The organism is Demequina zhanjiangensis (assembly GCF_030418315.1).
Classification (GTDB): domain Bacteria; phylum Actinomycetota; class Actinomycetes; order Actinomycetales; family Demequinaceae; genus Demequina; species Demequina zhanjiangensis.
The window spans coordinates 170,545-196,341 of the sequence record NZ_JAUHPV010000003.1 but is presented as its reverse complement, the minus strand read 5'-3'; the positions used below and the strand labels follow the sequence as shown (position 1 = coordinate 196,341).

27 protein-coding genes are annotated in these 25,797 nt (G+C 68.3%); 13 read left to right on the top strand and 14 right to left on the bottom strand.

From position 1 onward, the window contains the following. Window positions 1–31 precede the first annotated feature (31 nt). Complete coding sequence (locus QQX04_RS06285; protein ID WP_301127684.1) at window positions 32–628, top strand: GTP pyrophosphokinase; 597 nt, start codon at window positions 32–34, stop codon at window positions 626–628. Between the two features lie 10 nt (window positions 629–638). Here the strand turns inward: QQX04_RS06285 and QQX04_RS06280 are convergent, their stop codons facing one another. Both QQX04_RS06280 and QQX04_RS06275 read right to left on the bottom strand, forming a co-directional pair. After that, window positions 639–968, bottom strand: coding sequence for a DUF202 domain-containing protein (locus tag QQX04_RS06280; RefSeq protein WP_301127298.1), 330 nt, complete (start codon window positions 966–968; stop codon window positions 639–641). Next, window positions 965–1,342: a YidH family protein gene (locus QQX04_RS06275; RefSeq protein WP_301127296.1), complete on the bottom strand. Its 378-nt coding sequence runs from the start codon at window positions 1,340–1,342 to the stop codon at window positions 965–967. The genes QQX04_RS06280 and QQX04_RS06275 overlap by 4 nt, the downstream gene beginning before the upstream one ends. A 140-nt stretch (window positions 1,343–1,482) precedes the next feature. Here QQX04_RS06275 and QQX04_RS06270 point away from each other — a divergent pair, with 140 nt between their 5' ends. The 3 genes from QQX04_RS06270 to QQX04_RS06260 are packed head-to-tail and all read left to right on the top strand — an operon-like array spanning window position 1,483 to window position 4,642. After that, the gene (locus QQX04_RS06270; RefSeq protein WP_301127294.1) at window positions 1,483–2,532 is read left to right on the top strand and encodes a zinc-binding dehydrogenase; all 1,050 of its coding nucleotides are present in this window, start codon (window positions 1,483–1,485) and stop codon (window positions 2,530–2,532) included. A gap of 38 nt (window positions 2,533–2,570) precedes the next feature. Beyond that, entirely contained in the window at window positions 2,571–3,620 is a 1,050-nt protein-coding gene (locus tag QQX04_RS06265; protein WP_301127292.1) for a lysylphosphatidylglycerol synthase domain-containing protein, read from the top strand. A 32-nt stretch (window positions 3,621–3,652) separates the two neighbouring features. After that, entirely contained in the window at window positions 3,653–4,642 is a 990-nt protein-coding gene (locus tag QQX04_RS06260; RefSeq protein WP_301127290.1) for a formate/nitrite transporter family protein, read from the top strand. An 874-nt stretch (window positions 4,643–5,516) separates the two neighbouring features. Here QQX04_RS06260 and QQX04_RS06255 read toward each other — a convergent pair. The 4 genes from QQX04_RS06255 to QQX04_RS06240 all read right to left on the bottom strand — a co-directional run bounded on the left by QQX04_RS06255 (window position 5,517) and on the right by QQX04_RS06240 (window position 8,041). Then, window positions 5,517–5,954, bottom strand: coding sequence for a hypothetical protein (locus QQX04_RS06255; RefSeq protein ID WP_301127289.1), 438 nt, complete (start codon window positions 5,952–5,954; stop codon window positions 5,517–5,519). A gap of 125 nt (window positions 5,955–6,079) precedes the next feature. Continuing rightward, the gene (locus tag QQX04_RS06250; RefSeq protein WP_301127288.1) at window positions 6,080–7,138 is read right to left on the bottom strand and encodes a zinc-binding dehydrogenase; all 1,059 of its coding nucleotides are present in this window, start codon (window positions 7,136–7,138) and stop codon (window positions 6,080–6,082) included. Window positions 7,139–7,279: 141 nt separating this feature from the next. After that, entirely contained in the window at window positions 7,280–7,681 is a 402-nt protein-coding gene (locus tag QQX04_RS06245) for a cupin domain-containing protein (RefSeq protein ID WP_301127682.1), read from the bottom strand. Between the two features lie 39 nt (window positions 7,682–7,720). Beyond that, the gene (locus QQX04_RS06240) at window positions 7,721–8,041 is read right to left on the bottom strand and encodes a carboxymuconolactone decarboxylase family protein (protein WP_301127287.1); all 321 of its coding nucleotides are present in this window, start codon (window positions 8,039–8,041) and stop codon (window positions 7,721–7,723) included. A 233-nt stretch (window positions 8,042–8,274) separates the two neighbouring features. Between QQX04_RS06240 and QQX04_RS06235 the strand changes: the two genes are divergently transcribed. Beyond that, the gene (locus tag QQX04_RS06235; protein WP_301127285.1) at window positions 8,275–9,522 is read left to right on the top strand and encodes an MFS transporter; all 1,248 of its coding nucleotides are present in this window, start codon (window positions 8,275–8,277) and stop codon (window positions 9,520–9,522) included. Between the two features lie 52 nt (window positions 9,523–9,574). Beyond that, window positions 9,575–10,459 (top strand): helix-turn-helix transcriptional regulator, encoded by an 885-nt coding sequence (locus QQX04_RS06230; RefSeq protein ID WP_301127284.1) that lies wholly within the window; start codon window positions 9,575–9,577, stop codon window positions 10,457–10,459. Between the two features lie 134 nt (window positions 10,460–10,593). Here the strand turns inward: QQX04_RS06230 and QQX04_RS06225 are convergent, their stop codons facing one another. Both QQX04_RS06225 and QQX04_RS06220 read right to left on the bottom strand, forming a co-directional pair. Continuing rightward, window positions 10,594–11,376 carry an alpha/beta hydrolase family protein gene (locus tag QQX04_RS06225; RefSeq protein ID WP_301127282.1) on the bottom strand — a complete coding sequence of 261 codons (783 nt, stop codon included), beginning with the start codon at window positions 11,374–11,376 and terminating at the stop codon, window positions 10,594–10,596. Further along, entirely contained in the window at window positions 11,376–11,747 is a 372-nt protein-coding gene (locus QQX04_RS06220) for a cyclophilin-like fold protein (RefSeq protein ID WP_301127281.1), read from the bottom strand. Before QQX04_RS06220 ends, QQX04_RS06225 begins: the two co-directional genes overlap by 1 nt. A gap of 349 nt (window positions 11,748–12,096) precedes the next feature. Here QQX04_RS06220 and QQX04_RS06215 point away from each other — a divergent pair, with 349 nt between their 5' ends. The 4 genes from QQX04_RS06215 to QQX04_RS06200 are packed head-to-tail and all read left to right on the top strand — an operon-like array spanning window position 12,097 to window position 16,132. Then, on the top strand, window positions 12,097–12,975 hold the full coding sequence (locus QQX04_RS06215) for a DUF3737 family protein (protein ID WP_301127279.1): 879 nt from the start codon (window positions 12,097–12,099) through the stop codon (window positions 12,973–12,975). Window positions 12,976–13,006: 31 nt separating this feature from the next. Beyond that, window positions 13,007–13,957, top strand: coding sequence for an NADP-dependent oxidoreductase (locus QQX04_RS06210; RefSeq protein WP_301127278.1), 951 nt, complete (start codon window positions 13,007–13,009; stop codon window positions 13,955–13,957). Then, window positions 13,954–15,174, top strand: coding sequence for a MalY/PatB family protein (locus QQX04_RS06205; RefSeq protein WP_301127276.1), 1,221 nt, complete (start codon window positions 13,954–13,956; stop codon window positions 15,172–15,174). Before QQX04_RS06210 ends, QQX04_RS06205 begins: the two co-directional genes overlap by 4 nt. A 49-nt stretch (window positions 15,175–15,223) precedes the next feature. Next, window positions 15,224–16,132 (top strand): aldo/keto reductase, encoded by a 909-nt coding sequence (locus tag QQX04_RS06200; RefSeq protein ID WP_301127274.1) that lies wholly within the window; start codon window positions 15,224–15,226, stop codon window positions 16,130–16,132. A gap of 67 nt (window positions 16,133–16,199) precedes the next feature. Here the strand turns inward: QQX04_RS06200 and QQX04_RS06195 are convergent, their stop codons facing one another. Next, window positions 16,200–16,553: a cyclophilin-like fold protein gene (locus QQX04_RS06195; protein WP_301127272.1), complete on the bottom strand. Its 354-nt coding sequence runs from the start codon at window positions 16,551–16,553 to the stop codon at window positions 16,200–16,202. 110 nt (window positions 16,554–16,663) lie between these two features. Continuing rightward, window positions 16,664–17,116: an Lrp/AsnC family transcriptional regulator gene (locus QQX04_RS06190; protein WP_301127271.1), complete on the bottom strand. Its 453-nt coding sequence runs from the start codon at window positions 17,114–17,116 to the stop codon at window positions 16,664–16,666. Window positions 17,117–17,228: 112 nt separating this feature from the next. Here QQX04_RS06190 and QQX04_RS06185 point away from each other — a divergent pair, with 112 nt between their 5' ends. The 3 genes from QQX04_RS06185 (at window position 17,229) to QQX04_RS06175 (ending at window position 19,684) form a co-directional block, all read left to right on the top strand. After that, window positions 17,229–18,131 carry a 2-dehydropantoate 2-reductase gene (locus QQX04_RS06185; RefSeq protein WP_301127269.1) on the top strand — a complete coding sequence of 301 codons (903 nt, stop codon included), beginning with the start codon at window positions 17,229–17,231 and terminating at the stop codon, window positions 18,129–18,131. Next, window positions 18,131–19,312, top strand: coding sequence for an aminotransferase class I/II-fold pyridoxal phosphate-dependent enzyme (locus tag QQX04_RS06180; RefSeq protein WP_301127267.1), 1,182 nt, complete (start codon window positions 18,131–18,133; stop codon window positions 19,310–19,312). Before QQX04_RS06185 ends, QQX04_RS06180 begins: the two co-directional genes overlap by 1 nt. A gap of 87 nt (window positions 19,313–19,399) precedes the next feature. Further along, window positions 19,400–19,684 (top strand): hypothetical protein, encoded by a 285-nt coding sequence (locus QQX04_RS06175; RefSeq protein WP_301127265.1) that lies wholly within the window; start codon window positions 19,400–19,402, stop codon window positions 19,682–19,684. 20 nt (window positions 19,685–19,704) lie between these two features. Here QQX04_RS06175 and QQX04_RS06170 read toward each other — a convergent pair whose 3' ends face one another. From QQX04_RS06170 to QQX04_RS06155, 4 genes are all read right to left on the bottom strand, one after another. After that, window positions 19,705–19,929: a hypothetical protein gene (locus QQX04_RS06170; protein WP_301127263.1), complete on the bottom strand. Its 225-nt coding sequence runs from the start codon at window positions 19,927–19,929 to the stop codon at window positions 19,705–19,707. A 276-nt stretch (window positions 19,930–20,205) separates the two neighbouring features. Next, a complete protein-coding gene (locus QQX04_RS06165; protein ID WP_301127261.1) occupies window positions 20,206–20,865 on the bottom strand; it encodes a response regulator transcription factor in 660 nt (219 codons plus the stop codon). Continuing rightward, window positions 20,862–22,034, bottom strand: a complete 1,173-nt coding sequence (locus QQX04_RS06160; protein ID WP_301127259.1) for a sensor histidine kinase — start codon at window positions 22,032–22,034, stop codon at window positions 20,862–20,864. Before QQX04_RS06160 ends, QQX04_RS06165 begins: the two co-directional genes overlap by 4 nt. 111 nt (window positions 22,035–22,145) lie before the next feature. Beyond that, on the bottom strand, window positions 22,146–25,691 hold the full coding sequence (locus QQX04_RS06155) for a LamG-like jellyroll fold domain-containing protein (protein WP_301127257.1): 3,546 nt from the start codon (window positions 25,689–25,691) through the stop codon (window positions 22,146–22,148). Window positions 25,692–25,797 lie beyond the last annotated feature (106 nt).

The window sequence follows — 25,797 nt, the reverse complement described above, 5'->3', positions numbered from 1 at the left end:
ACCTGCACAGGTGAGGGCGTGGCGTCGCGAGATGCAGCGGTTCCTGCTCCAGTACGAGTTCGGGCTGCGTGAGATCGACACGAAGCTGTCGATCCTCAGGGATGAGTTCCTCGAGCTCCACGACTACAACCCGATCGAGCACGTCTCCAGCAGGGTGAAGTCGCCCGAGAGCCTGATCGAGAAGATCGACCGCAAGGGCGTCGCGCACGATCTCGACGCGATCCGCACCAGCATCACCGATATCGCGGGCATCCGCGTCACCTGCGCCTTCACGTCGGACGTGTATCGGCTCTTCGACCTCCTGACCAGGCAGGACGACGTGACGGTCCAGACGGTCAAGGACTACATCGCGGCGCCGAAGGCGAACGGCTATCAGAGCCTGCACGCGATCGTCACGGTGCCGGTGTTCCTCTCGTCGGGTCCCGTCGAGGTGCCCGTCGAGGTGCAGTTCAGGACGATCGCCATGGACTTCTGGGCGAGCCTGGAGCACAAGATCTACTACAAGTACGACAAGGCGGTGCCGGAGACGCTCATCGCGGAGCTGCAGGAGGCGGCCGCCACCGCGGCGGAGATGGACGCGAAGATGGAGCGGCTCCACAGCCAGATCAGGGGCGCCCGCCCCCGCTAGCGGAGGCTTCTCACAGGATCCGCGAGACGACCAGCAGCACGCAGGCGGCGCCGACGCTCACGACCGCCGCGGCGAGGACGACGAACCGACGCCCGTCGCCTCCGATCGGCCGTCGGCTCGCGCGCCCCCCGTGGGGCACCCGGTACGCGACGAGCGCCAGGACCGACGCCACCACGGCAAGCACGAGGCCCGGCGCTGCCGCCAACGCGACCTGCGGGCCGACCACCTCGGCTCCGTAGCGCGCGAGCGCCACGGAACCGATGACGATCGCGAGCGACGTGCGATGCCAGGCCAGCAAGGTGCGCTCGCGCGGCGCCCCCGTGTCGTCGGTGTCGGTCACAGCGCGAGCCCGACGGCCACGGCGACAGCGGCCGCGATCAGCCCGATCACGAGGACGACGGCGAGTCGTGGGGGCTCGAGCGGTCGACCTTCGCGCATCGCCCTCTCGGTGCGGACCCACCCCACCCAGGCTTGAAGCGCGGCGAGAATGCCGAGCAGCAGCAGTCCGAGCGCCGCTCCTGCGCGGAGGCCCGGCGCGATGGGCACCTCGAACGCCTCAAGCGCGAGCCCGGCCGCGATCAGCGCGAGCGCGGTCCTGATCCACGCGAGGAAGGTGCGCTCGTTCGCCATGGAGAAGCGTGCGTCGGGCTCGTCGCCCGCGCGATAGACGTGGCGGGGGAACCTCTGGGGCGCTGCACCCGAGTCCTTCGGCATCACTCTCCTCCTCCCCTGCATCCTTCCACCGGTTCGCGCGCGTCGCCGCAAGATCGTGCCGGTGCGCCGCGCCACCGCACATGCCTCCGCGAGTAGCGTTCATCTCGGCGGGCAACCCCGTCACGACGGAAGGAACGCGAGTGCGCGCTGCAGTGATGTACCAGGCCGGGGACGTGCGGGTGGAGACGGTGCCGGATCCGACGATCGTCGCACCCACCGACGCGATCGTGCGGGCCGTGCGGGCATGCATCTGCGGCTCAGATCTGCATCCCTTCCATTCGAAGCCCGCCGACAGCCCGGCGAAGGCGATGGGGCATGAGCAGATCGCCGTCGTCGAGGAGGTCGGCTCGGAGGTGACGGGCGTCGCGCCCGGAGACTTCGTCGTCGTCCCGTTCGCGTACGCGGACAACACGTGCCCCACCTGCGTGGACGGCTTCCACACCGCCTGCCCGCACGGCGGGTACTACGGGTCCGACGGCGTGGGCGGCCTGCAGGCCGAGTACGCGCGGATCCCGCAGGCGTCGGGCACGCTCGTGAAGGTGCCCGGGATCGATGCGGCGTCGGCGGACGACGCGCTGCTGAAGTCGTTGCTCACACTCTCCGACGTGTATCTCACCGGGTATCACGCCGCCTTCATGGGTGACGTCGCTCCTGGCAAGACGGTGGCGGTCGTGGGTGACGGCGCCGTCGGCCTGTCCGCCGTGCTCGCGGCGAAGCGCATGGGTGCCGAGCGGATCATCCTCATGGGCCGGCACCGGGACCGCACGGACCTGGGCGTCGAGTGGGGCGCGACCGACGTCATCGCCGAACGCGGAGAGGAGGGCGTCGCGAAGGTGCTGGACCTCACCGACGGTCTCGGTGCGCATGTGGTCCTCGAGGCCGTCGGCCTGATGCCCGCGTACACCCAGTCGTATTCGATCGCCCGCACCGGAGGCGTGATCTCCCGCGTGGGCGTGCCCCAGTACGCCGACGCCGGAGTGGGCTGGTCGTCGCTCTTCGCCCGCAACCTCACCCTCACCGGCGGGGTCGCGCCTGTGCGCGCCTACCTGGACGACGCCATCCAAGACGTGCTCGATGGCGTGATCGACCCGGGCAAGGTGTTCGACACGACGATCGGCCTCGAAGACACCCCTGCCGGGTACGCGGCGATGGACGAGCGCCGGTCCCTCAAGGTGATGATCGAGTTCTAGACCGGCCCCCGCATCGGGCTGGGCGATAGGGTCGCGACGTGCTCCGCAGACGGATCCTCAGGGCGACGATCATCGTGATCGTCTCCGTCGTGATCGGCTGGGCCGCGCTCGAGCTCGGGCAGCGGATCGACTGGGAGTCCGTGGGCCAGGCGGTATCGCGCCTGGCGTGGTGGCAGGTGGGCGTCCTCATCGTGCTGCTCGTCGTCCGCCAGATCATCAACGCGACGCCGGTGTCCCGCTTCGTCCGCGGGCTCAGCCGGCCCAGGGCCGTCCTCAACGACCTCGCGGCCAATCTCGTCGGCCACCTCACCCCACCCCCGGGCGACGTGGTGATCCGCATCGCCATGTTCAGGTCGTGGCGAGTGGATCCTGTCGACGGCATGGCTGGCGTCACCCTCACGTCGTTCGTGTTCTACGGGGCGCGCCTGCTCTCCCCCGTGCTCGGGCTCATGCTGCTCGCCTTCGTCGGGATCGACCGGCGGCAGTGGATCGTCGCGACGGTGTCGGGTGTCCTCGCGCTGGCGCTGCTGACCGGGCTGGTGCTCGTCGTGCGCTCGCAAGGCTGGGCCATGCTGCTCGGACGATGGGCTGCGCGAGTCGCCCGCGCCGTCCGTCGCGATGTGAACGAGGAGGCGTGGGTGCGGGCGGTCGTGTCGTTCCGTGAACGCGTCGAGGGCACTCTCAAGGAGCATCTGCTGCCGGCGCTTGCCGCGCTCGGTGCCGGCATCGTCCTCGAGGGCCTGATCCTGTTCGCGAGCCTGCGCTTCGTGGGTGTCTCCCCCGGCGACCTCAGCGCCGCCGAGATTCTCGGCGGCTTCTTCATGGTCTACCCGCTCACGATGCTGCCGATGTTCGGGCTCGGCGTCCTGGATGCAGTCCTCATCTCGGGCTGGATCACGGCGACAGGCGAGCAGCTCGAGTCGACCCTGCTCGCCGGCGTGATCGTGTGGCGCGCTGTCACGTTCGGCGGCGCGCTGCTGCTCGGCGCGCTCGCCGTCGGCTGGTGGCGCCTCGCGCTCCGCCGGAACCCGTCACCACCAGCGGAGACGGACCCTCCCAGCTCCGACGCGGACGGCCAGACGTCCTGACTGGACCGCACCGAGGTGGGTACCTTGGTGCCATGACGGATCAGAGCCAGCTGTTCCCCGGCAAGCACTTCATCTCCACGGTGCTTGACGCGCTGGAGACCAAGACGGCCATGAGCGGGGGCCTCGCGCGCGTGTACCTGATGAGGGCCGCCATGGCGGGTGGCCTGATCGGAATCATGTACCTCACGAACTACACCATCCTCGCGGCCTTCGCAGGCGTCGGCGATGGCTCCCTGGTGGACATCGGGAAGATCGTGGGCGCGTTGGTGTTCGGCTTCGCGCTCGTGTTCATCTACTACTCGAAGTCCGAGCTGCTGACGTCCAACATGATGATCGTCGCGATCGGCGCGTATTACCGTCGCACCACGTTCTGGCGCTCCACCCGGATCTTGCTCATGTGCTACGGCGGCAACATCATCGGAGGGCTGGGCGTGGCCCTGATCGTGCTCGGGTCCAGCCTGGGTGACGGCGCCGTCGGCGAGCAGCTGCAGGCGGGAGCGGACCACAAGCTCGAGTACGTGGCGGAGGGACTCAGCGGCTGGTCCGACCTGTTCCTGCGCGCCGTGCTGTGCAACTTCATGATCAACCTGGCGATGCTGCTGGTCTACAACGGCCTCATCAAGGACGACTTCACTAAGTCGCTCGTCATGATCATGAGCGTGTTCGTGTTCGCCTTCGTCGGCTTCGAGCACTCGGTGGCCAACACCGTGCTGTTCACCATCGTCGGACTGAAGGACGGCATCGACATCGGCCTCGCACTCGGCAACCTGGGCATCGTCCTGGTGGGCAACTTCATCGGCGGCGGGCTGCTGATCGGCTACTACTACGCGTACGCGAACGACGACCGCAAGTTCCTGCGCCGCCAGAGCCGTCGGGGCCCGCAGTTCACGCCCCCGCTCGTCGAGGGCGAGAGCGTGCAATCGGCCGAGGGTGCCGCTGACGCGGTGGACGACTCGACTGATGTGTCGACCGCGGACTCGTCCACGGACGTGCGGACCACCGACGCCCCCGAGGACAAGTAGCCGCCACCCCTCCACGTACCGTTCCCCCGAAGCGGGTCACTCACCGTCGCTTTCAGCGCCGTTTCGCTCCTTCGGGGTCACCCACCGTCGCGTCACCACCCCGCGTCGACTGTTTCGGGTAAGCCAGTGCCCGTTCTGAGAAGTGCGCGCATCTGAGAGGTAGATCAGTGCCCCTGGGGCATGACGTAGGCCTGCTTGCCTGGGGTTCTGTCCGCCTCACTTGCATGGCAAGGTAGCGCTATGGGGGAAAAGTTCTTGCGAGAGGCATCGGCAACCGCCGGTGCCTGGCCGGACAGTTCAGCAGCAGTGGGGGCGCGTCCATGCCCGGTGAGTTGACTCCGCGACGGCAGCTCATGCTCACAGAGGTCTGGGCAGGCAGAATCGCCTGGACCGTGGGGCGCGAAGGGACCTGTCGCTGGAACCACACCGAGACACTCCGGAAGACGGACGGGCGCTCACTCGGCTGGCTGCTGCGGGAATCGCTCATAGTCGTGGGTGATCAGCACCCGCGCTTCCCTCATTGGCGACGAGTCAGGCTCACGGATGAGGGCACGGCTGCTCTCGAAGCTGTTCTCTCAAGCCGCTGAATCAGATCCGTCTTCCTGCGATTCCTCAGTCCGCACCGCGTCCAGGGTCTGGATGAGATCGAGGCCGAGTCGGACCTCTACCGGATGGATTCAGAACTAGCGGGCTTGCCGACTCCCCCGCCTCTCCTGCAGCGTGCAGAACTGACTGTTGGGACGACGTGGAGCGATCGAACTCGCAGGTCACTGACTCACTCGGGTTCGATTCTCAGTCGGTTGTGAACGGAGTGGACCGCACCGAGCGGCGCGAGGGCACACGCGAGCAAAAGGGCGGGTTGGGCGTAGAGCCTTCAGCGGGTTTCAAGAGTTCTGCGAAGCGCCCAGCCGCCGAAGAACGCTGCCGCGAGGACTGTGACCAGGTAGGAGGTTCCCAGTGCGATGACCACTCCAAGCCATGCGGTCGCAGCAGGCGAGAGCGTGCCGTCGGTGGGCACGATTCCCGAGAGTCCGATCGCAAGCTGAGCGACAAAGGCAAGTGCATTGATGACGATGACGGTCACCGCGGCGGTGAGCGCGATCGTGCGACTCCACGCTGCGGTCAGCACGGCGGCTACGACCAGCGCCGCTGCGACAAGGGGCATGGCATGTGCCCTGAAGGCGAACGGCGTGAGTTGCGGCAGCGCGGCGATCGTTAGCGGACCGACAATGCCGACGCCCACGCCTTTCATCCGTTCCGTGACGACGATGGAAGGACGCGGCTTCCGACGTTGGCCCGACTCGATTGACACCGGTTCCCCACCCCTCATGCACCATTCTGCTCAGGCGCATCGCTCAATCTCCACGCTACACGGCGCAGCACGAAGGCCCGGCGCCCCGCACGTTCGCGGGATGCCGGGCCTTCGCCGAATGAGCCTTACAGCGCGGGGTTCACCATGACCTTGAGCGCCTCGCGGTCGTCCATGGCCTTGTAGCCGGCCGGGACGTCGTCGAGGGCGATGGTGCGGTCGAACACCTTGCCGGGGTTGATCTTGCGGTCGAGCACGTCCTGGATGGCCTGCTCGAGGTACTGGCGCACGGGCGCGGGTCCTCCGGCGAGGCGAGCGTTCTTGCCGAACAGCGACATGAAGCCGACGGGGGCCTCCTCGTACTGCGGCACGCCGACGCGGGAGATGATTCCGCCGGGTCGGACGACGCCCACGGACTGGGTGTACGCAGGCATGTGGCCGACGGCCTCGAGCACTGCGTGCGAGCCGAAGCCGCCGGTGAGCTCGAGGACCTTCGCGATGCCCTCCTCGCCGCGCTCGGACACCACGTGGGTGGCACCGAACTCGCGGCCCAGGTCGGTGCGTGCCTGGTGGCGGCCCATGAGGATGATCTGCTCGGCACCCATCTGCTTGGCGGCGAGCACGGCGGACAGTCCGACGGCGCCGTCGCCGACCACGGTGACGGACTGGCCGGGCTTGATCTCGGCCATGTAGGCGGCGTGGTAGCCGGTGAGGTACACGTCGGACAGGGTCAGGAGCGAGGCAAGAAGCTCCTCGGAGGCGGTCTCGGGGTCCACGCCGGGGACCTTGACGAGCGAGCCGTCGGCCTGGGGCACGACGGAGAGCTCGGCCTGGAAGGCGCCGCGGTCACCGGGGTTGCCGTAGAAGCCGCCGTGGGGGCAGGCGGTCTGGAAGCCGGCCTGGCAGATCTCGCAGGTGTTGTCGGAGAAGGCGAAGGGCGCGACGACGAAGTCGCCGACCTTGATGTCCTTGACGGCCGAGCCGACCTCCTCGACCACTCCGATGGCCTCGTGGCCGGTGTGGACGCCGTGCTCCATCTCGGGCAGGCCGTGGAACGGGTGCAGGTCGGATCCGCAGATGCAGGTGCGGACCACGCGGAGGATCGCGTCGGTCGGCTCCTGGATGACGGGGTCGGCGACGTTCTCGACGCGGACGTCGCCGGCGCCGTACATGAGGGTGGCCTTCATGGGTGAGGGTCTCCTTGGGGATAGGTGCTGAGAGAGGTGGCTCCGCGCAGGTGTGCGGACGCCACAGCAGCGTGTCTCCCTGCCGGGAACGGCGGGGAGACACGCTGAAGGTTGGATCGGCGAGGATCCTCTACTTGAGGGTCACTCGACGGTGGGGAGGTCCTTGTCCTCGACGTGCTCGAGCCACACGGTCGACGTCTTGGGGTCCTCACCCTCGAGGAGCGCGATGTGCTCCATGAAGGTCTTCGGGGAGGCGTAGTGGTAGTGCTCCTCGCCCGGGGGCGTGTAGAGCGTCTCGCCGGCCTTGACCTCGATGACGTTGCCGTCGCGGTCGCCGAAGTAGGCGACGCCCTCGGTCACGTGGAGGTACTGGCCGCGTGCGTGGTGGTGCCAGGCGGTGCGGGCGCCGGGTGCGAAGCGGACCTTCGCCATGACGGCGCGCTGCGCCTCGCTCATCGGGTAGGCGAGCATGTCCACCCATACGTCGCCGGCGAACTGCTCCGGCGGGTTCTTGATGGTGCCCGGGGTCTTGAGGATGCTCATTGCCATGCGGATGCTCCTTGAGTCAGAGAGGTGGGGGGGTTACTTCGCGAACAGTTTCTGCGCGAGCGTGAGCGCGGAGACGGCGCGGGGCCATCCGGCGTAGAAGGCGACGTGGGTGATCGCCTCCTTGATCTCGTCCTCGGTGAGCCCATTCGCAAGGCCCATGGGGATGTGCGCGTTGAGCTGCTCGATGTTGCCTGCGGTCACGAGGCTCGTGATGGTGACGAGGCTGCGGTCACGGGGCGAGAGCGCGTCGGTGCGGGCCCACACCTTTCCGAACAGCACCTCGTCGGTGAGCTCCACGAACGTGGGGGCGAAGTCGCCCATCATCTTCTGCATCGGAGTCTGGTCGTCTGCCATCTCTCGTTCCTTCCACTTGATCTTTCGAACCGGTCCGCCGGCCCGGCATGAGCCGGCGACGTCTTCATCAAATCTCTCACGCCGACGCGTCACCAGGTGCTGTCAGAGGTACCTCTGTTGGTACCTGGTTAGGAGGCGCGATCCGGGAATACCGTTCGGTGAGTGACGCGCTGACGCCTCATGCGCCGCGTCGAAAGGAGCCCCCGACATATGTCTCACGCTGAGGTGCGCCCGTGACCGCGCAGGACACCACCCGCATCGCCTCTCGCCGCCCGACGCTGCCGGAACGAGCGCCCTTCATCGTCGCCACAGCATCGTTCGCCCTGGTATTCGCGTCGGCGGGGGCGCCGATCCCGATGTACCACCTGTACCGCGAGGACAACGGGCTGACGGATGGCGACTTCGCCTTCGCGTCGGCCGGCTACTTCGTGGCGGCGGTCACCTCGCTCCTCCTTCTGGGGAGGCTGTCGAACCATCTGGGCCGACGTCCGGTGGCGATCGCCGCTCTGGCGTCGGCGGGGATCGGCGCTGGAACCCTCGCGTTCATCGATCAACCCTCGCTGCTGATCGTCGCGCGCGTCCTGCAGGGACTCGCCGCGGGAATCGCGCCGAGCGCGATCGGCGCCTTCGCGATCGACACGGCTCCGGAACGACCCCGCTGGCTTCCCGCACTCGTCACGGGCAGCACGCCGATGCTGGGTATCCCATTGGGCGCCATCTCGGCGGGGCTTGTCGTGGACCTGCTCCCCCACCCGCGCGCGATCGTCTCGATCACACTCGTCGCGCTCACGCTCCTCATGATCGTGCTGGTGCTGCTGTGCGGGGAGACCATGCCGCGCAGCCGCGGCGCCGTCGCCTCGCTGGCGCCTCGACTCCACGTGCCGGCTGGCAGGGGGCGTGTGCTGCTGGCGACCGGCACCGCAGCGATCGCGACCTGGTCGCTGGGCGCGTTCTTCCAGGCGTTCGCGCCGACGGTCGCGTCGGAGTATCTGGGCACGGACGACGCGCTGATCGCCGCATGCGTCTTCTCGGCGATGATGATCCTCAACCCTGTGGGCGGACCGCTCGCAGGCAAGCTGTCCCCTCGTGTCGGCGTGCGCCTCGGCATGGGCATCTACATGGTCGCGCTGACGGGGATCATCCTCACGCTCGACGCGGGCGCGATCATCCCGTTCATGACGGCGACGCTCGTGGTGGGCATCGCGCAGGGCATCGCCTCCACCTCGGCGATGCGCGCTCTCGTCACCGGATTGGAGCAGCACGAGCGTGCGGGCCTGCTGGCGAGCGTCTACCTGATGTCCTACTCGGGCGCCGCACTTCCCGGGCTGATCTCGGGCCGCGTCGCCGGGGACCTCGCATCCGGTCAGATCCTGCTGGGCTACAGCGCGCTCGGAGTCCTGTCGGCGATCGTGGCGATGGTCGCGATCGGCGGCGCGCGCAGAACTGCGGAGGCGCGGCCCGCCGAGGGGTCCACGCCGTGAGTGGTACCGCCAATGTCTCCCTCGGCTACGACGCGACGCTTACCGTGGTGCCATGAGCAACTCCAAGGAAGAGGTGCGCGAGTTCCTCGTGACCCGCCGCGCCAAGGTGACACCAGAGATGGCAGGCCTGCCCGCGGCAGGCAACCGACGTGTGCCCGGCCTGCGCCGCGGCGAGGTCGCGGTGCTCGCAGGAGTGAGCGTCGAGTACTACACGAAGCTCGAGCGAGGCGACCTTCGCGGCGTCTCTGATGAGGTGCTGGAGGCCATCGCCTCCGCGCTGCGCTTCACCGAGGCCGAGCGGATGCATCTGTTCGACCTGGCGCGCGCCGCGAACGCGGGATCCCGCGCGCGCAAGCGCCCGGCCCCGCGTACCGGCGTGCGCCCCAGTCTGCTGCACCTCGTGGCGTCGATCTCCGATGGCGCGGCTGTGCTCGGCGACAGGCGTTCCACGATCATCGCGACGAACGCGCTGGCGAGGGCGATGTACGACCCGCTCTTCCGCGCACTCGGCGACACCGTCAACTACTCGCGCTTCATCTTCTTCGACCCCAGCGCCAGGCAGTTCTACCCCGACTGGGACGAGATCGCCGACGGCGCGGTCGCGAGCCTGCGCACGGTCGCGGGACGCAACCCGTTCGACCGTCAGGTGACGGACCTCGTCGGTGAGCTGTCCACTCGATCCGAGGAGTTCCGTACGCGCTGGGCACGGCATGACGTCCGCCTTCACATCGAGGGCATCAAGCGCGTCCGGCACCCGGCGGTCGGCATGCTCGAGCTCGAGTACAACACGCTCGCCCTCCCGGGCGACGAGGACCTGGGCCTGACCGTGTACACAGCCGCACCGGAGTCCGAGTCCTACGAGAAGCTCTCGCTGCTGGCGAGCTGGTGGGCATCGGAGACCGTGGAGCAGGAGAAGAACGTCTTCCTCCACAGCTGACATCGCACGAGAACTGAACGAGGGCCCGCACCATGCCGGTGCGGGCCCTCGTGTCGTGCGCGGGCAGCTGCTCGGCGCCGTCCTCGCGCGAGGACGCGGCAGGGTCGAGCTCTCACCGGCTCTGGAGCGGTGGCTCAGGCGTGACGCGCGAGGAAGTCGGCCGCGATCTCTGCGATCCACTTCGGACCGGCGAGGAACTCGTGGTCCTGGCCCGACACCATGTGGACCTCGGCGTCCTGGGCGACGGCGGCGTATGCCTCGGCCGAACCCGGATCGACGATCTCGTCCCTGGTCCCCTGGATGATGCAGACCGGCCCGGGAAAGCGCGCGAGCGCGGCGTCGATGTCGAGCGATTGCGTCGTCACGAGGTACTCACGGCCGAGCCTGGCTCCGCCCCATGGGTGGAGCACGAGGGAATCGGGCGGGTCCGTGGGGTCGAAACGGTTGCCGAGGATGTCGCCTCGCAGCGCTGCACCGGCCACGCCATGGGGCGGCGCGAGGAGCACCATGCTGGCGATCCGGTCACCCACGCGGCCTCCGAGCAGTGACGCGACGACACCGCCTTGGGAGTGACCGACGACGCTGATCGTCGAGAAGCGGGCGTCGGACTGTGCGAGGTCGAGCACCGTGAGCGCGTCGTCGACCTCTGCGGGTACGGTCATGTCCTCGAAGCGTCCGCTGCTGCGGCCGTGTCCGTGGAAGTCGAAGCGCAGGGACGCGATGCCTCGCTCGGCGAGCGAGTCGGCGAGCGCGCGGATCACCGGGGCCTCCATGCTGTCGAGCAGACCGTGCATCAGGATGACAAGCGGAACCTGCCCGTCGTCGGCTGCGGCAGGGAGCCGCCATCGTGCCGCGAGCGATACCTCGCCGTGCCGGATCGGGTCGATCCGCGGGTGCATGCGGCCCCAACCGGACATCAGACGCGCTCCACGGTGAGCGTGATCGCGTCGCCCAGCTGCTTGACTCGATCGAGGTGAGGCTGATCGATGTGCCCGATCACCATGACACCCGGTGTGTTCACCGAGCTCTCCTCGCCGTCGAACAGCAGCGTGAACCATCCGCCGAAGAGACCGATGTCGCCGTTGCTCCACCCATGCTGTGTCTCCTTCTGGTCGGTGTCGAGGGGCGCGGTGGGCGCGCAGTAGTCCACCTCGTAGCGCTGCAGGCTGATGGTGAAAGGCAGCTTCTGCAGGAAGCCCTGCGCCGTGCGGGTGTCGTTCAACGTGGCAGGGATCTTCGTGGATCCGACCGTCAGCATGACGGGTGTCTCGTGGCTGGTCGCACGCATGCGACCCTCCTCTCAGCTCGATGCCGGCACCGCGTGGGATGCGCGCCTGACGTTCTCTGATCGGAGAGTCAACTCCCGTCGGCGCGCCCGTGCCAGGTTCTGCCAGTAGCACTCTCACGAGCACCCCGCAGCGGCGTCGCACCACCGCAATGGGGCGCGCGTCACGCCGGATGCCGACCGGCCTGCGCTCCGTGGAACGGCCCTGGGGTGCCCTGGCAGAACCCCTCTTGACGCGCACTCTGCACCCAGGATTGTCGGTGTGAGCATGGAGGCATCGCGGCACTGCGGCATACCTGAGGAGGGCCCGCAACCGCACGCTTCGCTTCACTCACGTCAAGGAGGGTCAGACATGACCGAGGCCATCATCCGCACCCAGGAGAGCGTCAGCCAGCGTCGACTCACCGGCGAGCGTGCGTTGTTTCACGCGCAGGACATCCACGTCGAGGACTCGGTCTTCGCCGATGGCGAGTCACCCCTCAAGGAGAGCACCGGGGTCGAGATCGACCGCACGCAGTTCGACTGGAAGTACCCCCTCTGGTACGCGACCGACGTGACCGCTCGTGACTCGGTGCTGTCAGTCAACGGCCGCTCGGGCCTCTGGTACGCGAGCGACGTCAGGATCACCGACTCGACCATCGCCGCTCCGAAGACGTTCCGCCGTTCCCACGGGATCAGCCTCGCCCACGTGGACCTCCCGAACGCGCAGGAGACCCTCTGGAACTGCAGCGAGATCGAGCTGCTGGACGTGAGCGCCCGCGGAGACTACTTCGCGATGAACTCCGCCGGCATCCGTGCGAAGAACCTGCGGATCAGCGGCAACTACGCGTTCGACGGCGCGAGCGACATCGAGATCAGCGACGCCAGGATCCTGTCGAAGGACGCCTTCTGGAACTCCTCGAACGTGGTGGTCCGCGACTCGGTGATCGTCGGCGAGTACCTGGGCTGGAACTCCTCACACCTCACCTTCGAGAACTGCACCATCACGAGCCTGCAGGGCATGTGCTACATCGAGAACCTCACCCTCAGGAGCTGTCGCCTGATCGACACGAGCCTGGCCTTCGAGTACTCGACGGTGGACGTCGAGTCGGTCACCCGCATCGACTCCGTCCTCAACCCCACCGCAGGCATCATTCGTGCCCCCGGCATCGGGGAGCTCACGCTCGATCCCGAGCGCATCGACCCCTCTGCGACCACCGTCGTCATCGACGAGTCGCTCTCCGCTTCCTGACAACCCCATCCTCCCGAAAGGAGAGTCCCTGATGAAGGCGATCGGTCTGAACGAGTACGGCGGCCCCGAGGTCCTGACCCAGGTGGAGCTGCCTGAGCCCCACGCCGCTGAAGGCGAGGTGCGCGTCAGCGTCAAGGCTGCCGGCCTCAACCCTGCGGACGTGATGCTGCGCGAGGGCCTGCTGGCTGCGATCTACGAGGGCCTTGAGCGTCCGTACATCCCCGGCATGGACATCGCCGGCGTGATCGACGAGCTCGGCCCCGGCGTCGAGCCCGAGCTCGGGCTCGAGATCGGCCAGGCCGTGGTCGGCATCGTGGACAACACCGGCAACTACGGCGGCTACAGCGAGTACGTCACGCTGCCCGCGACCTCGGTGACCGCCGCCCCGCAGGGCTCCGACATGCCGCACGCCGCGTCGTGGCTCATGAACGCGCTCACCGCCCGCAACGCACTGGACACCCTCGCTCTGCCCGCCAGCGCGACCATTCTCGTCACCGGTGCCGCAGGCGCGGTGGGCGGCTACTCCATCCCGCTCGCCAAGAGCGAGGGCCTGCGCGTCATCGCCACCGCCTCGGCCGAGGACGAGGCGGACGTGCTCGCCCTGGGCGCCGACGTGTTCGTGCCGCGCGGCGACGGCTCGATCGAGGCGATCCTTGAGGCTGCTCCCGGCGGCGTGGACGCCGTGATCGACGGCGCCACCCTCTACGCGGAGATCATCCCTGCGGTGAAGGATGACGGCACGCTGATCGACCTGCGCTTCTGGGACGAGGACCCTGGTCGAGGCATCACGGTCGAGCATGTCAACGTCCGTCAGCGCGCGACTGACATCGACGCGATCACGCGCCTGCGTGAGCAGGTCGAGTCGGGCATGCTCGCCATGCGCGTCGCGCACACGTTCGCCGCGTCCGACGCCGTGGCCGCCCACCAGCGCCTGGACGAAGGCCACCTGCGCGGTCGCATCATCCTCACGTTCGGCGAGTGAGCGGCCAGACCATGACGTACGACTTCGATGCGCTGATCGACCGACGCGGCACCCACTCGATGAAGTGGGATGTCGCGGAGGGCGAGCTGCCGATGTGGGTCGCCGACATGGACTTCAAGGCCGCCCCTCCCATCCTGGAAGCGATTCGCAGGAAGATCGACGTCGGCGTGCTCGGCTACACCGAGGCGCCTGCGGAGTACGCGGAGGCCGTTTCCGATTGGTGGTCACGGCGCCACGGGTTCACCATGCAGCCGGAGTGGATCACGATCACCACGGGAACTGTCCCGGCGGTGTCCTCGACTGTCCGCTCCGTCACGGAGCCTGGTGACAACGTCGTGATGCTCACCCCCGTGTACAACGTGTTCTTCGCGTCGGCGCGCAACAGCGGCAGGCAGATATCGGCCAGCGGCCTGGTGCGCACGCCGGAGGGCTACGTCATCGACTGGGAGGACCTCGAGGCGCGTCTCGCGGACCCCAAGGCGTCGCTGATGATCCTGTGCAACCCGCAGAACCCCACGGGCACGATCTGGAGCCGCGAGACCCTCGCGCGCCTCGGAGACCTGTGCGCGCAGCACGGTGTCACGGTCCTGTCGGACGAGGTGCACTGCGACCTCACCTCGCCAGGGCTCGAGTACACGCCGTTCGCCTCCGCCTCTGACACGTGCGCGGCCATCAGCGTCACCTGCGTGTCGCCGAGCAAGGCCTTCAATCTGGCGGGCCTGCAGACGGCGGCCGTCGTGATCCCCGACGAGGAGCTTCGCGCCCGCGTGGTCAAGGGCTTCAACCGGGACGAGGTCGCAGAGCCGAACGTGATCGCTGTCGAGGCGACGATCGCTGCCTTCACCGAGGGCGAGACGTGGCTCGATGAGCTGCGCGACTACCTTGCACAGAACCGCCGACGTGCGGAGGAGGCGATCTCAGAGATCCCTGGACTCGTCCCCGAGCGGGGAGAGGCGACCTACCTGCTGTGGATAGACGCCTCAGCGCTCGACGTGGACAGCACGACGCTCGTGGAGCACATCCGGCGCACGACGGGACTCGTCCTGTCGGACGGCCACGAGTACGACCCCTCGAATCGCACGCATCTGCGCATGAACCTCGCGTGCCCGCGGGCACGGCTGGACGACGGTCTCGCGCGTCTTCGCCGCGCGGTCCAGGAGCTTCTCGAGCGGGCCGAGCCGCTGCCGGGCGCGCCCGAGATCTCAGCACAGCACTGACAACCACCACTCACCTACCCCCCCACCCACCCATCGAAGGAGGAGGACGATGGTCCTCGAGGAAAACTACACCCTGAACAACGGGGTCGAGATTCCGAAGCTCGGCCTCGGCACCTGGTTCATCAACAACACGAACGTCGTCGGCGCCGTGAAGTCGGCGATCGACCTCGGCTACCGCCACATCGACACCGCGCAGGCCTACCGCAACGAGGCCGGCGTCGGCGAAGGCGTCCGCGCGAGCGGCGCGAAGCGCGAGGACATCTTCGTCACCTCGAAGGTCGACGCGGGCGCGAAGTCGTACGCCCGTGCCGCGAAGTCGATCGACCGCACCCTCAAGGCGACGGGACTGGACTACATCGACATGATGATCATCCACTCGCCGCAGCCTTGGACGTCCTTCCGTGGCGAGAAGCGCTTCTTCGACGAGAACCGTGAGGTGTGGCGCGCGCTGGAGGACGCGACCAAGGCAGGCAAGGTCCGCGCGATCGGCCTGTCGAACTTCGAGAAGGACGACCTGGACAACATCCTCGAGGTCGCGACGGTGCAGCCTGCCGTCAACCAGGTGCTCGCGCACATCGGCAACACGCCGTTCGAGCTGATCGAGTACACGCAGAGCAAGGGCATCCTCGTCGAGGCCTACTCCCCCGTGGCGCACGGCGCCCTGCTGAACAACGAGGCAGTGAAGGCGATCGCCGCGAAGTACGACGTCTCGGTGCCGCAGCTGTCCATCCGCTACTGCCTTCAGCTGGGCCTTCTGCCGCTGCCGAAGACCGCGAACCCGGCGCACATGAAGAGCAACGCCGAGCTCGACTTCGTCATCTCGGATGAGGACATGGAGACGCTCAACAACGTCGAGCCCGTGACCGACTACGGCGACGCGAACATGATGCCCGTCTACGGCGGCAAGATGAACCTGGGCACGATCTTCAAGATGATCTTCAGCTCCAACCGCGGCTGACCTGCCCGATCCCGACGACTGAGCCCCGCCTCCTGTGAGGGATGGCGGGGCTCAGTCGCATCCAGCGCTAGGAGACGAGGGTGACGGAGGCCTGGTCGCCGTCGGAGATCCTCTGGAGCACGGCGGGGTCCCCATCCACGGTCCCCAAGGCGACAAGCCCGTCGGCGAATCCGAACGGCTTGTAGAAGAAGGCGAGGTTGCCCCAGGGGGCGTAGTAGGTCAGGGCGCCGACGCTGGGCTTCATCCCGTCAGGGGCGCCCTTCGTGGACAGCCGTGCGGGCAGATCCGCGACCTTCTCGATGCCATGGAAGTCACGCATGGAGAGCGTGAGGGGAAGCTGATCCACGAGCGACTGGGCTGCGGCGCCGTCGTCCAAGGTGACGGTGAAGGTCTTGTCAGGGATCGCGAACTCGATCTGCATGGGTCAGGGCTCCTCTGGTGGGGTCCGGGTCGGCTCAGGTCTGGCGGTGTGGGTTCCACCGTAGGTGCCGACGTGACGTCTCGGGAGGCTGCGTCAGCCCCCCTCACACCTCAGATCGGCAACCCTCGGTGCGGCACGATGTCCTTCATCACGAGAGTCGACTCGAGCCGCTGCACCCCGGGCAGAGCGGAGAGCCTGGTGTCGAACAGCTCCTGGAAAGCCTTGAGGTCCCTGCACACGACCTGGAGCATGTAGTCGGGGTTGCCGAAGAGCCGCTGCGCCTGCACCACCTCCGGCAGGTCGACCACGGCCTGCTCGAAGTCGAGGAAGTCGCCCGGCGCGACGTTCTGCAGGGTGACCGAGACGACGGTGGCGAAGGTCAGGTCCACCTGGTGGGGATCGACCTCGGCACGGTAGCCACGGATCACCCCCGAGTCCTCGAGCGCGCGCAGCCTGCGGTGGCACGGCGTGAGGCTGAGTCCGATGCGCTGTGCGAGCTCGGTGGCGCTGATTCTGCCCTCCGACTGCACGATGGCAAGGATCTCCCTGTCGATTGCATCCATGCAGCAGATTCTCCCATCCGAGACCTACTCTCGTGGAGGTTTTGGGAGCACATTTCAGCGGCACGGCAGTAGGTTGCTGGGGAGCCCCGAAGAATCCCTCAGGAGGTCTGCCGTGCCCGCATCGCCCAAGGTCGCCATCGTCGGAGCAGGCGCGATCGGGCTCGCGATCGGATCCGCCTTCGCGCGTGCAGGCAGCGACGTCACGCTGTGCGGTGGCAGGACACCCGTCGAGAGCATCACGATCGTCGAGGACGGCGCCCCTGAGACCTGGCGCGCACGGCACGTCGACGATCCGTCCGAGCTCGGCGGCGTCGATGTCATGGTGCTCGCAGTCAAGGCGTATGCGACGGATGCGATGTCCGCATGGCTGCGGGCGGGCGCGGCGGCTGGCGCGACGATCCTGGTGGCCCAGAACGGCGTCGAGCAGGTGGGTCGGGTCGCGCCTCATGTCGGCGACGCGGAGGCCGTGCCCGCGATCGTCTATCTCAACGTCGAGCGCACCGCGCCCGGCACCGCGACCCTGCGACGCGTCGGAGAGCACGACATCGCTCTCCCCGCGACACCCGCCGGGAGGGAGATCGCAGAGATCCTCGCCACCGGGCGCATGCGCATGAACGCCGCCGAGGACTTCCTCGACGTGCTCTGGACCAAGATGATGATCAACTGCGCGGGCAACAGCCTCACGGCGCTGACACGCCGCCGCGCCCCCGTGCTGCTGGACCCTGCGGTCGCCGAGGTCGCGCGCAGCATCACCCGCGAGGTCGCGTCGGTCGCCCGCGCGGAGGGTGCGCGACTCACGGATGCCGACGCCGACGCTGTGGTCGCCTGGCTGCAGGCCGCCGCCCCAGCGAACAACACCTCCTCGATGCGCGAGGATGTGATGGCGGGCCGACCGATCGAGCATGACGCACTCACGGGCGCCATCGTCCGTCTCGCCGCCCGGCACGGCATGGACGTCCCTGTGAACACGATGATCCTCGCGCTTCTCGGAGCGCTCCGACCCGAGGAGGGATGATGCGCATCGCCCAGCGCGCACTCGACGCCGAACCGTTCCACGCGATGGCGCTGATCCAGAACGCCACCGCGATCGAGCAGGCAGGACACCGCGTGATCCGCCTCAACATCGGGGAGCCGTCCTTCGGCGCACCGGAGTCTGTGCGGAAGGCGATGGTCGACGCGATGGACGGGCGGCCGTTGCCCTACAGCTTCGCGCTCGGCATGCCTGCGCTGCGGGAGCGGATCTCGTGGTTCTACAAGGAGCGCCACGGCGTCGACGTGGACCCTGCGCGCATCGCCATCACGTCAGGCGCGTCCTCAGCGCTGCTCCTCGTCACCGCCGCGACGGTGGACCCGGGCGCAGACGTCCTTCTCGCGGACCCGTCGTACCCGTGCAACCGCGAGATCGTCACGTCGTTCGGCGGCAACGTCGTCGCCATCCCCACCAGCCCGGCGACCCGCTACCAGCTGACCGCGCAGATGCTCGAGGACGCGTGGACCGACCGGACGCAGGCGGTCATGGTCGCCACCCCGTCGAACCCGACCGGGACGTCGCTGCCCACCGATGAGCTCGCTGCCGTATGCGACCTGGCCAAGGCGCGCGGCGCGTGGCGGATCGTCGACGAGATCTACCTGGACCTCGCCGACCCCGACGCGGATGGCACGCCCCCGCAGACCGTGCTGGCGCACGACGCGGAGGCGATCGTCGTCAACAGCTTCTCCAAGTACTTCGGCATGACGGGGTGGAGGCTCGGATGGGTGGTGCTGCCCGAGTCGCTCGTGAAGCCCGCCGAGACGCTCGCCATGGACTTCTTCCTCAGCGCCTCGACCCCAGCGCAGATCGCCGCGCTCGCCTGCTTCGAGCCCGAGGCTCTCGCAGAGGCGGAGGCCCGGCGTGTGGAGCTGGTCGCACGGCGGCAGCTCATGGTGGAGGGGCTCGCGCGCATCGGACTGCCCGTCGACTCGGAGCCTGACGGAGCGTTCTACGCGTACCCTGACGTCTCCCCCACCGGGATGGACGCCTGGACCTTCTGCGAGCGTGCGCTCACCGAGGCGCACGTGGCGCTCACTCCTGGTAAGGACTTCGGGGAGACGCACGGAGACACGCACGTGCGCCTGTCCTACGCGTCGTCGCGCGAGGACATCGTGGAGGGCATCGATCGCCTGGGCCGCTGGCTCGACTCGCTCCCTCCCAGGTGAGGCGTGCCACCGCTGGAGGAGAATGGCGAGTAGCGTCTGGTCAGACCGCCGGGGGGCGGTCCTGAATGGATACAAGGGGGAAAGAACATGGACGAGCCGAAGCGCGGCGCCGGCGAAGCGGTCGAGGGCGCCCTGATCGCGGTGCTCGGCGGCCCGATCATCTACGGGCTCTTCGCCATCCCGGGAACGATCAGCGCGGCTCCCGTCGTCGTCTTCGTGGGCCTCGCGCTCGGGTTCGCCACGTTCGCGTATGGCTGTGCGCGTGCCGCACGCGGCGCCCGCATCTACCTGCGCAACGTGGAGACGGCGGCGCTGGTCTCGCTTCACGGAGCCGACGCTGTCGCGGAGCTCGACGCGCAGCCGACGTCCTGACGTCGCCGCGAGTCGACCGTTCAGTCGTGCGACCGCACGACGACGAGGCCCTGCGCGACGCCGGGCGCAATCTCGGCGGGCAGCGCATCGGCCGCACGCACCGGCGCGACGACCGCGTCCGCAGTCGGCTGTGCGTGAGAGACCGCGGGGTGTGCCGCGTGTGAGGCGAGCGGCACTGTGAGCAGACCGGCGGTGAATGCCACCAGCGCGAGCACGGTGGCCTGCCAGGAAAGACGCGTGGACATGGATCCGTCCCTTCGGAGACGAGAAGGCGAGAGCGTGGTCGTCGGCCCGCGTCGTGGAGCATGGGGGCGTGCCCTGCGACGCGGACCGAGAGTCGACCGGCGAGTTGAACACGGTGGCACCGACGGGGAGAGAGGCCGCCGGGGCCGCCCCTCCTCATCCCTGCGGGCACCCTCGCCGGCCGACCACTCAAGAGTCGCAGCGCAAGGCTCGCCGCACATCGCACAGATGTAGACACTTCCGCCTGCTACGCATGCAGTACGAGGCGGCCGTGAACGTCAGGGGGTCGCGAATCCAGCCTGGTAGGCGGCTACGACCAGCTGCGCGCGGTCGCGCGCACCCACCTTGTGCATCGCACGCACCACGTGGGTCTTCGCGGTCAAGGGAGTGATGAAGAGCTGCGCAGCGATCTCGTCGTTGCTGAGCCCCTGCGCGACCAGCAGCACCACCTCACGCTCGCGCTCGGTGAGGTACGTGAACGTCTCGCCGTCGGCCGCAGGCTGGATCGTGTCCTGAGCGACATGCGCGATGACGGCCCGCGTGGCCGCCGGCGACAGCAGCGACTCGCCCTCGGCGATGGTTCGCACCGCGCCGATCAGCTCGGCCGGACGGACACCCTTGCCGAGGAACCCGCTCGCACCGGCCTTCAGCGCTCGCAGGACGTAGCCCTCCTCCTCGAACGTGGTGAGCACGACCACCTTGACGTCTCCCAGCTCGGGATCGGCCGCGATCGCCTCGGTCGCTGCGAGGCCGTCCATCCCGGGCATGCGGATATCCATCAGCACCACGTCCGGCCTTACCTCGGAGATGAGCGCGACGGCGGCCTCTCCGTCATCGGCCTCCCCCACCACCTCGATGTCCTCTGTCGTGCCGAGGATCGCGACGAAGCCTCCACGGATCAGGTCCTGGTCGTCTACGACCACCACTCGGATAGTCATCGTGTTCCCCTCTCCTGGTCGACCTTCATGGGCAGCCGGGCGCACACGACGAAGCTGTCGCCCTCCCGCGCGGCGGTCACCGCTCCCCCGACGGCGGTCGCACGCTCCTTCATCCCGACGAGCCCGAAGCCCGAGGCCGGCGCCACGCTCGCCCCTTCAGCGACGCGATTGCCGACCTCGATCCGCACCTCGTCGGCCGTCGCCTCGACAGTCACCGCAGCGGTCCCCACCCCATGCTTCTGCGCATTGGTGAGCGCCTCCTGGACGATGCGGTAGGCGGCCTGGTCCACCCCTGTCGGGAGCACGGCCTCAGCACCGCGGCGGTCCAGCACGACATCCAGCCCTGCCTCTCGCGCATGCGCGACGAGCTCGTCGAGCTGCGCGAGACCGACACCTGGCCGCTCATCGTCGTCGCCATCCTGGCGGAGCACTCGCAGCATGAGAGGCAGCTCCTCGAGCGCTCGAGCCCCGGCCTCCTGCACGTTGGCGAGCGCGTCGGCGGCGCGCTCCTTGTCGGATTCGAGGAGGGCTTCAGCCACCCCCGCCTGGACGTTCATGACGGCGATGTGGTGACCGACGGCGTCGTGCAGCTCGCGCGCGATCCGAAGGCGTTCCTGGGCGACGCGGGTCTCCGCGAGCGCCTCCTTGGTCTCCTCGGCCTCGACGGCTCGCGCGCGCTCCTGAGCAAGTGCGCGCCGGTACATCGCCATCGCGAGTCCGAGCGCGGCAACCAGGCCCGCGAGGACTCCGGCGAGGATCACCTCGACGTCCCAGGGGTTCCAGCCGCGACTCACCACCACGGGCGCACCCGCTGCAAGCGTTCCGATGAGGCCGACGAGGAGCGCCCGCCGCACTCCCCCTGATCGGGACACCGCCGTGTAGACCGCGATCAGGAACGGCGTATAGGCGTTTCCAAAGTCGTGGAGGATCACGAGCGGCAACGCGAAGGCGACCCAGCTGACGGCAAGCACCAGCAGCGGCGCGTCGCGCCTCCACACAAGGGCAACGCTCGCGGCGATCGAGGCGACGAGCTTGAACCACCACCCGCCGCTTGAGGCCTCGAGCGGCAGAGCAGCCCACACCACCAGGATCAGCACCACGCCCGCACCGAGCGCATCGCGCCCTCGCTGCGTCGGAGGAAGGGGCAACCTGCCTGCAAGAGAGGCCATGTCCGCCAATGTACTCAGGAACTGGGCACGAGGCGCCGCGGACATGCGCCCCTGGAGACGACGAGGTCCCGCAGGAGAAGACCTCTCTCCTGCGGGACCTCTGGAACGCGGCTACTGCTGATCGCTCAGCGGCGACACCGTGATCCGGTCGATGATCGGAGCCTCATCCGCACGCAGCGGGATGCCCGGCCAGTTCTCGTCGGCGTAGGTCTCGCCGTCGAAGTTCGGCTGCTCCTCGGAGCCGATCGTGATCGTGTTCGTCCCCGCCTCCAGGTCGAGCACCAGGGTGCGCTCCCAGAAGTTGTTCTCATGGAACGTGGGCACGAACAGCACCGAGTCCGGGTCGCCGTCGTTGACGGAGACCAGCGCGCGTCGCGCCATCGGGTTCGGGTTGTAGTGCGTCGCTGGCACCTGCTCCGGGTTGGAGAACCTGACGACGACCGCGTGCGGCCCTGCCTGCTCGGCCTGCACCGTGAAGGAGACCGTGCTGTCGTTGCCCGGCTCACCGCCGAGCCCCGAGACCGCCTGACCACCCTCGGCAAGGCTCAGGTCCATGACCTGCGCCCCGCCGCTGAGGGCCGCGTCCTCCGCCTGGTAGTCGACTGAGGCCAGGGCCCCGTCCGACGCGGAGACGAGCAGCCTGTCGACCTTCGCCTTCCCCGTGATGACCACCTTGTTGATGCCGCCCATGAGGTGCACGGTGCCGCTGGCCGCCTCGTGAAGGTCGAGCACCGGGTATCCGTTGACCTCGACGGTGCCGTGGCCGCGACCGGACGTGTCGACGGCAAGCGAGTGCTCGCCGTCGTGGTCGGCGTAGACCCAGAACGTCGCGGACTCGTCCTTGTCCAGACGGACGATGCCGGATCCCGACGCGTTGTTGCGGTACTGGATCCGCGCGGTGGTGTCGGCCAGCTCGGCCTCATACACGGTCGCCGCCTCTGCGGACGCAGCGCGGGTGAGGGTGAGGCGGTCGATGATCGCGTCACCCTGGGTGGCACCGCTGCCGTCGAGGCTGTTCGCCGACAGTGCGATCGTGTGCTCGCCTGCCGTGAGCTCGACGGTGGTGTCGCTGTGGTCCCAGACCACCCACTTGTAGCCGAGCGGGAGGTAGATCTCCTGCTCGTCCTGCCCGTCGACCGTGAGGAACACGTTCGTGGGGCCCTGGTCCGCGACCAATCCGTAGGTGTTGAGGCTGTTGGCGAAGACCGAGAGGTCGTAGGTGCCGTCCTCGGGCACTGAGACGTCGAACGACAGCACCCCGTCGGAGCCGGTGCGGAGCCCGCCGACGTTGTACGTGCCGGACGTGTAGAACTTGCTGACGTCCGACGGCGTCCCCTCCGGGCCGTTGCGGCTGTAGCCGCCACCGGTGTAGGTGGCGTCCTCGGCCTCGTACGACGCGGTCCACGGCGCCGTGACCTCGCCCGGCTGCGAGGAGCCGGCAGGGGTCACGATGATCTCGTAGGCCGACGACTCCTTGAGGAGCGGCAACTCCTCGCCGTCGAAGTCGAGCGTGACGGCGCCGTCGACCACGTCGCGGACCTGTTCGAAGATGACCTCGGGCTGTGCCGAGTCTCCCAGCTGGCCGGTCCAGTCGATCTCCTTGACCCAGACGCGGACGTCCTTGCCGAACACGTCCCCAGGCAGGTTGACGAGGTCCACGGGGGCCTCGCCTGAGGCGCCACCGATCAGCGCACGCAGCTGGTCGCGGTCCTCGTCGAGGGTCGCGACGCCCTGGAGCGTGTAGTTCTGGCCGGGGTACGGCGGCGTGACGTCCACCGTCTGACCGCTCATCTGCGAGTAGGAGTTGTAGAGCCACCACTGACCGTTCGCACGGTTCTGCTGGACCGCCGAGTCGGACAGGTTGCCGTTGATGTTCCAGAACGCGATCATCGCGTCCACCTTCGAGTCCTCGATCGCGGAGATCCACTGGATCATCTGGCCGGGGACCGACGTGTGGTAGTTGAACGCGTACTCATTGATGTTGATCGGGAGCTCGGTGCCCTCGTAGGCGGTGCCGGCGAAGACCTCGTCCTCCCAGCCACGGAAGCGCTCCACGGAGTCGCGGATCGCCTCAGGGTGGGAGAGCTCGTGCCACGTGATGATGTCGGGAACCGTGTCCTCCGCGACGGCGTGCTCGAGGAAGCCCTCGACCTGCCCGAAGAGCTGGGACGTGCCCGGACCCGCGATGCGAATGTCGGGGAATGCGGCCTTGATCGTGCGGTACGTCTCGTCCCACATCGCGAAGTAGTCGGTCGGGTCGTTCAGCCAGGACGTGCGGTCGAGGCTCCATGAACCGGTGCCGAACATGTTGCCCTCGGGCTCATTGAACGGCTCGATGACCAGATGCGCGCGCTGCCCGTCAGGGATCTCGGCGATCATGTCGAGCTGGTCCGCAAGCACACCGCGATACGAGTCGAGCTTCTGCTCAGGCGTGCTGCCCGGCCACTGGTACGGGAAGCCCCGGTACCAGTCGGTCACGCGCAGGTACACGTCACCGCCCGTCGTCTCGGCGAGCGTCGGAAGCACCTCGAGCGCATCGGAGCCAGGGTGCTGCGACCCGTCCTGGGCCTTCGTGGCCACCGACCTCACGTTGAAGCCTTCGAGCAGGTTCTCGCTCGGCATGCCGTCTCCGTAGAGTCCGTAGAGGACGCCGGTGGCGCCGCCCAGGAAGTCGCCGGTGGTCCGACCCGCGTCGATGCGGATCTCACCCCGGTGCACCGTCACCTCGGCGGTCACGGGCAGGTCGCCCGCCACGCCGTCGACGGTGAACTGGCCGGACCCGGCATACAGCTCAGGCGCGATCGGATCCCACACGACCGGCACGTGCCGTGTGTAGCCATCGCTGTAGACGGCGTCGATCGACGTGGGCAGCGTCGGGGCGTCGCCCACGTGGGTGCGCACCTCGAAGCTGGACTCAGGCAGCGCGTCCAACGTGGCGAGGCCCCCCGCCTGCATCGACTCCACCTGTGCGGCGGTCAGCGCTGACCTGAAGATCTGGAAGTCGTCCACGGCACCGTCGAACGCCGGATCCGGGTAGAAGGAGCCGCCGATCCGACCCGCGATCGCAGCGGTGGAGCTGAGGAGGTCCCCCGCGGCGATCGTGGTGGGCTCGGACTGGAGTGCCACCCCGTTCAGGTAGGTGGTGAGCGTGTCAGCCGTGGTGTCGAGCACCACGGTGAGCGTGGCCCACTCCCCCGTGCGCAGCGACTCGGCGCCGGTGTGCTGCACCTCTGAGCCGGGCCCGTTGGTCGTGATCGCCGTGCGCATCACGCCGTCGGAGTTCGACGGAGTCCAGAAGACGTACCGCGTCGTGTTCGTCCCGAGGCCGAACAGCCACTGCCACGACGGACCGCCGTCCCAGCGCATGCGCGTCGACACCGTCAGGTCGGTCGCGCCGTCGAGCGCGGCGCGAGGCACCGCGACGGTGCCGCCGGTGAGGTCGAGCGCATCCCCGCCTTCGCCCGCGACGATCGCGGTCGATCCGGAGATGGTGCCGTCCCAGCCGTTGCCGGACGAGTCCGGCACCGAGGTGCCCGCCACGCCGTCCATCGAGTAGTGGAGGTCAGGCGCTGGCGCCTCCTCCGCGTGTGCAGGAGCAGCCGTGACGACTCCTGCGAAGCCGACGGCGGCGAGCACGGCCAGCGCCGCACCCCTCATCGTCGGCGGGCGTACCTGTGTTCTCTCTCGCATGCTCGAGACCCCCTTGTCTCATGTGGGTTCACCGGCGACCGGGGCGGCACCGGGTTCACGCGGCGGTCAGCGA

What these genes read in the sequence shown, in the direction of transcription:
- QQX04_RS06215 (WP_301127279.1), top strand. Translation starts at nt 12,097, where the DNA reads ATGACCGAGGCCATCATCCGCACCCAGGAGAGCGTCAGCCAGCGTCGA.
- QQX04_RS06200 (WP_301127274.1), top strand. Translation starts at nt 15,224, where the DNA reads ATGGTCCTCGAGGAAAACTACACCCTGAACAACGGGGTCGAGATTCCG.
- QQX04_RS06245 (WP_301127682.1), bottom strand. Translation starts at nt 7,681, where the DNA reads ATGAGCATCCTCAAGACCCCGGGCACCATCAAGAACCCGCCGGAGCAG.
- QQX04_RS06230 (WP_301127284.1), top strand. Translation starts at nt 9,575, where the DNA reads ATGAGCAACTCCAAGGAAGAGGTGCGCGAGTTCCTCGTGACCCGCCGC.
- QQX04_RS06260 (WP_301127290.1), top strand. Translation starts at nt 3,653, where the DNA reads ATGACGGATCAGAGCCAGCTGTTCCCCGGCAAGCACTTCATCTCCACG.
- QQX04_RS06285 (WP_301127684.1), top strand. Translation starts at nt 32, where the DNA reads ATGCAGCGGTTCCTGCTCCAGTACGAGTTCGGGCTGCGTGAGATCGAC.
- QQX04_RS06250 (WP_301127288.1), bottom strand. Translation starts at nt 7,138, where the DNA reads ATGAAGGCCACCCTCATGTACGGCGCCGGCGACGTCCGCGTCGAGAAC.
- QQX04_RS06275 (WP_301127296.1), bottom strand. Translation starts at nt 1,342, where the DNA reads ATGCCGAAGGACTCGGGTGCAGCGCCCCAGAGGTTCCCCCGCCACGTC.
- QQX04_RS06180 (WP_301127267.1), top strand. Translation starts at nt 18,131, where the DNA reads ATGCGCATCGCCCAGCGCGCACTCGACGCCGAACCGTTCCACGCGATG.
- QQX04_RS06220 (WP_301127281.1), bottom strand. Translation starts at nt 11,747, where the DNA reads ATGCGTGCGACCAGCCACGAGACACCCGTCATGCTGACGGTCGGATCC.
- QQX04_RS06160 (WP_301127259.1), bottom strand. Translation starts at nt 22,034, where the DNA reads ATGGCCTCTCTTGCAGGCAGGTTGCCCCTTCCTCCGACGCAGCGAGGG.
- QQX04_RS06190 (WP_301127271.1), bottom strand. Translation starts at nt 17,116, where the DNA reads ATGGATGCAATCGACAGGGAGATCCTTGCCATCGTGCAGTCGGAGGGC.
- QQX04_RS06210 (WP_301127278.1), top strand. Translation starts at nt 13,007, where the DNA reads ATGAAGGCGATCGGTCTGAACGAGTACGGCGGCCCCGAGGTCCTGACC.
- QQX04_RS06155 (WP_301127257.1), bottom strand. Translation starts at nt 25,691, where the DNA reads ATGAGGGGTGCGGCGCTGGCCGTGCTCGCCGCCGTCGGCTTCGCAGGA.
- QQX04_RS06240 (WP_301127287.1), bottom strand. Translation starts at nt 8,041, where the DNA reads ATGGCAGACGACCAGACTCCGATGCAGAAGATGATGGGCGACTTCGCC.
- QQX04_RS06170 (WP_301127263.1), bottom strand. Translation starts at nt 19,929, where the DNA reads ATGTCCACGCGTCTTTCCTGGCAGGCCACCGTGCTCGCGCTGGTGGCA.
- QQX04_RS06195 (WP_301127272.1), bottom strand. Translation starts at nt 16,553, where the DNA reads ATGCAGATCGAGTTCGCGATCCCTGACAAGACCTTCACCGTCACCTTG.
- QQX04_RS06225 (WP_301127282.1), bottom strand. Translation starts at nt 11,376, where the DNA reads ATGTCCGGTTGGGGCCGCATGCACCCGCGGATCGACCCGATCCGGCAC.
- QQX04_RS06175 (WP_301127265.1), top strand. Translation starts at nt 19,400, where the DNA reads ATGGACGAGCCGAAGCGCGGCGCCGGCGAAGCGGTCGAGGGCGCCCTG.
- QQX04_RS06165 (WP_301127261.1), bottom strand. Translation starts at nt 20,865, where the DNA reads ATGACTATCCGAGTGGTGGTCGTAGACGACCAGGACCTGATCCGTGGA.